The sequence below is a fragment of the Corallococcus sp. AB045 genome (assembly GCF_003668895.1).
GTDB lineage: Bacteria > Myxococcota > Myxococcia > Myxococcales > Myxococcaceae > Corallococcus > Corallococcus coralloides.
The window spans coordinates 1-3,042 of the sequence record NZ_RAWN01000388.1 but is presented as its reverse complement, the minus strand read 5'-3'; the positions used below and the strand labels follow the sequence as shown (position 1 = coordinate 3,042).

Below are 3,042 nucleotides of genomic sequence, written 5' to 3'. Positions count from 1 at the left end.
CCGCCCCCCTGTGCCCCTGCTCCTCCGGCCAGCGCTACAAGCAGTGCTGCGCCCCCTTCCACAAAGGCGAGGCGGAGGCGCCTGACGCGGAGCGCCTCATGCGCAGCCGCTACAGCGCCTTCGCTCAGCGCGACGCCGCCTACCTCTGGAAGACGCTCCACCCCGGCCACCCGATGCGGGCCCGTCCGGAAGCGGACGTCGTGCGCGAGCTGCGCGCCTTCGCCCAGGCCCACCAGTACCCGGGGCTGGCGGTGTTGGGCCACCAGCCTCCGGACGCCTCGGGGCTTTCCCGCGTCCTCTTCTTCGCCAAGGTGTTCGAGAAGGGGAAGGACCAGTCCTTTGTCGAGCGCTCGGACTTCCGCCACGACGGCACCGGCTGGCGCTACCTGGACGGCGTCCTCAAGCTGCCGAGCGAGCTGAAGGTCCCGCCGGAGTCCCTCACGCTCGAGACCTTCCCCGCGGACTGACGGCGCGGCCGCGAAAATCCCCCGTCAGGATTTTCGCGGCATTTGCGTCCCTGGAGGTGCTGCCCGGCCGGAGAGGCCCTACACGCTCTGGTAAGGCTCCACCACAATGGGGCTCGCGGTTCGAATCCGCTCCTGGCCTCATCAGCCACGACACCCTGGCTTCTCCACTCGGGCAGCACCCTTTTCTCCTCACGTCATCCTCGGGACCGCGCGTCCTTGTCGAGTGACGAGAGGTCCCGGTCATCGCCGTCACCGCCCGGTGCGCCATCCGCGCCCAGTGACACGATGGCTGGCACGCCCTTGTCCAGCGTGTACACGTAGTCATTGCCCCACGGGTCGCGCGGCAGCTCCGGGAGGATGCGCTCCTCCACCAGCACGCGCAGCCCCGAGGTGGTGTCCGGCAGCCGGCCCTTCTTCATCGCGTACAGCTGGAGTCCCTGCCCCAGCGAACCGAAGTCCAGGCCCACGCGCTGCTGCTTCGCCTGGCCGAACTGGTCCATCACCGACACGCCCACCGCTGCCGCGATGAGGCCCAGGATGGTGATGACGACCATGATCTCCAACAGCGTCATACCGCGCCGACGTCGCTGCTTCTTGTCCATGTCTGTCTTTCCGGCACGCTGACCGGCATGGGCCGTGGCCAGCGTGTCCCTCACGGAAGGCCCCTCTGCCTTCCGGGATGACTGCCATTGCAACCCGCGGGCCCGCTTCACTCCGCCAGGAGGATGCGCGAGGACAGGTCCGCATCCGGGCCTTCGCCGTCCGGGATGCCATCACGCCCATAGGACAAGATGACCGGCGTACCCGCCTCCACGCGGTACACATAGTCATGGCCCCAGGGATCCACGGGGAGCCGCTCCAGGAGGTGTTCCTCCGCGAGCACGGAGAGCCCCGCCGAGGGCGGCAGCACGTGTCCCGTGCGCTCCGTGTACCGCGTCAACACCAGCAGGATGTGCCGCATGTCCTGGGCCGTCATCCGTCGCCGCTCCCCACGCTCCAGGGTCAGCACGTACAGCGCCATCGCGGCGTAGCCGAGGAGGACCAGCACCGCGAAGCCCACCCACACGCCATGGGCCCTGAGCCAGGGACGGAGGCCATTTCGGAAGGTCATGTCTGTCTTTCTGGCGCGAACGTCGTGTGCGACGCGCCACCGTGTCGTGTCACCGCGCGCACCGGGCGCGCCGAAGAGGCACGCGGCCTCACGGCGCCCCCCCGTGCAATCGCCGCACCCACTCCCCCCCCTTGCGCCCTGGACTCGCGCTGACTCACGTCGTCAGGTGCGGCATGGGCCGCAGGTGGTAGCGGGCCTCGAACGCGTTGAACAAGTCCAGGTACTGCTCCAGGTAGCGCGTGAGCAGGAAGCGGCGGCGCACCGTTTCGTGCGCGTGGTGCCCCAGTTGGTGGCGGAGCTTCGGGTTCCGGAGCAGTTGCACGATGCGCTGGGCGCACTGGTCCACCGAGTCCACCAGGAAGCCGTTGTGCCCGTCCTCTATCTGATGACGGATGCCGCCCACGTTCCCTCCGATGACGGGCGCGCCCTTCCACATCGCCTCCGCCACCGTGAGCCCGAAGCCCTCTCGCAGTGACTTCTGCACCACCACCGCCGCGCGGCGCTGGAGCGCGTTCACCAGCGCCGTGTCCTCGCGGCTGAGGACGATGAGCCGCTCGTCGCGGTGACGCATCACCTCCTCGTAGACCTGCTGCCCCTCCGGGTCGTCCGACGCCATGTTGCCCAGCAGCACCAGCGTGCACGGCATCTCCTTGCGCGCGAGACGCCACGCGGCCACCACGCCCTCCGGGTCCTTCCACCGGTCGAAGCGCGACACCTGCACCACCAGCGGCAGGTCCGTGGGGATGCGGTGATGCTGGAGCCGCTCTTCAATCTCCGAGTCGCGCATCTCCCGGTTCTTGATGGAGAACGGATCGATGGCCGGCATGAAGAACACCTGCGGGATGGACAGCTCGCGCGCGTACTCCGGGATGCTCAGCACCGTCGCGTCGTACTGCTCCACGAACGGCTTGAGGTACGCCCACAGCGACGGCTCCGGATTCGACAGGTCCACGTGGCAGCGCCAGATCCACGGCCCGCGCTTGCGGCTGTGCCGCACGATGGGCAGCGGCTGCGGGTCGTGGATGACGACCCGGTCGTGGTCCAACCGGTTGCGCACCGCGTTCTCGTAGACGACCTCTTCGTAGATGGTCGCCTTCATCGACGTCAGGTGGATGTCCGCGCCCTGCAGCGCGTTGTGCATCTTCTTCGTGATGTTGAAGAAGTCCGGCGGCCCCTGGATGGCCCGCCACTCGGTGGCCATGCCCACGCTGTTCATCAGCAGCGTCAGCGGCGACAACAGCTCCGCCACCCCGCCGCCGTAGTACGTGGAGTTGACGTGCGCGACCCGCAGGTCCTGCAGCGGACGCGCCTTCTCCAGGATGCGCTCCACCACCTCCGCGCCCACGTAGCGCTCGTAGTGCTCGACCTGGACGAGGGGGTAGGGGTCTCCGGGATTCGTCGCCATACCCTTGTGTGTGTCCGCCCGCCGGCAGGTGCCACCCGGGCGCCTCCATCCGCCCACCC

General features: G+C 68.6%; 4 protein-coding genes. 1 reads left to right on the top strand and 3 read right to left on the bottom strand.

Annotated elements, in window-relative coordinates; genetic code table 11:
- The coding region (locus tag D7Y21_RS40890; RefSeq protein WP_233612497.1) for a YchJ family protein at positions 1-467 on the top strand (467 nt) is incomplete at its 5' end.
- Positions 468-661: 194 nt separating this feature from the next.
- On the opposite strand, the gene D7Y21_RS40885 is transcribed toward D7Y21_RS40890, so the two are convergent.
- The 3 genes from D7Y21_RS40885 to D7Y21_RS40875 all read right to left on the bottom strand — a co-directional run bounded on the left by D7Y21_RS40885 (position 662) and on the right by D7Y21_RS40875 (position 2,983).
- Positions 662-1,069, bottom strand: coding sequence for a type II secretion system protein GspG (locus D7Y21_RS40885; protein WP_120561240.1), 408 nt, complete (start codon positions 1,067-1,069; stop codon positions 662-664).
- Positions 1,070-1,176: 107 nt separating this feature from the next.
- The gene (locus D7Y21_RS40880; protein WP_121718592.1) at positions 1,177-1,578 is read right to left on the bottom strand and encodes a type II secretion system protein GspG; all 402 of its coding nucleotides are present in this window, start codon (positions 1,576-1,578) and stop codon (positions 1,177-1,179) included.
- Positions 1,579-1,732: 154 nt separating this feature from the next.
- Positions 1,733-2,983 carry a glycosyltransferase gene (locus tag D7Y21_RS40875; protein ID WP_121718591.1) on the bottom strand — a complete coding sequence of 417 codons (1,251 nt, stop codon included), beginning with the start codon at positions 2,981-2,983 and terminating at the stop codon, positions 1,733-1,735.
- Positions 2,984-3,042: the final 59 nt, after the last annotated feature.

Excerpts from the sequence above, each read along its gene's own strand:
- D7Y21_RS40875 (WP_121718591.1), bottom strand. The coding sequence starts at position 2,983 with ATGGCGACGAATCCCGGAGACCCCTACCCCCTCGTCCAGGTCGAGCAC.
- D7Y21_RS40885 (WP_120561240.1), bottom strand. The coding sequence starts at position 1,069 with ATGGACAAGAAGCAGCGACGTCGGCGCGGTATGACGCTGTTGGAGATC.
- D7Y21_RS40880 (WP_121718592.1), bottom strand. The coding sequence starts at position 1,578 with ATGACCTTCCGAAATGGCCTCCGTCCCTGGCTCAGGGCCCATGGCGTG.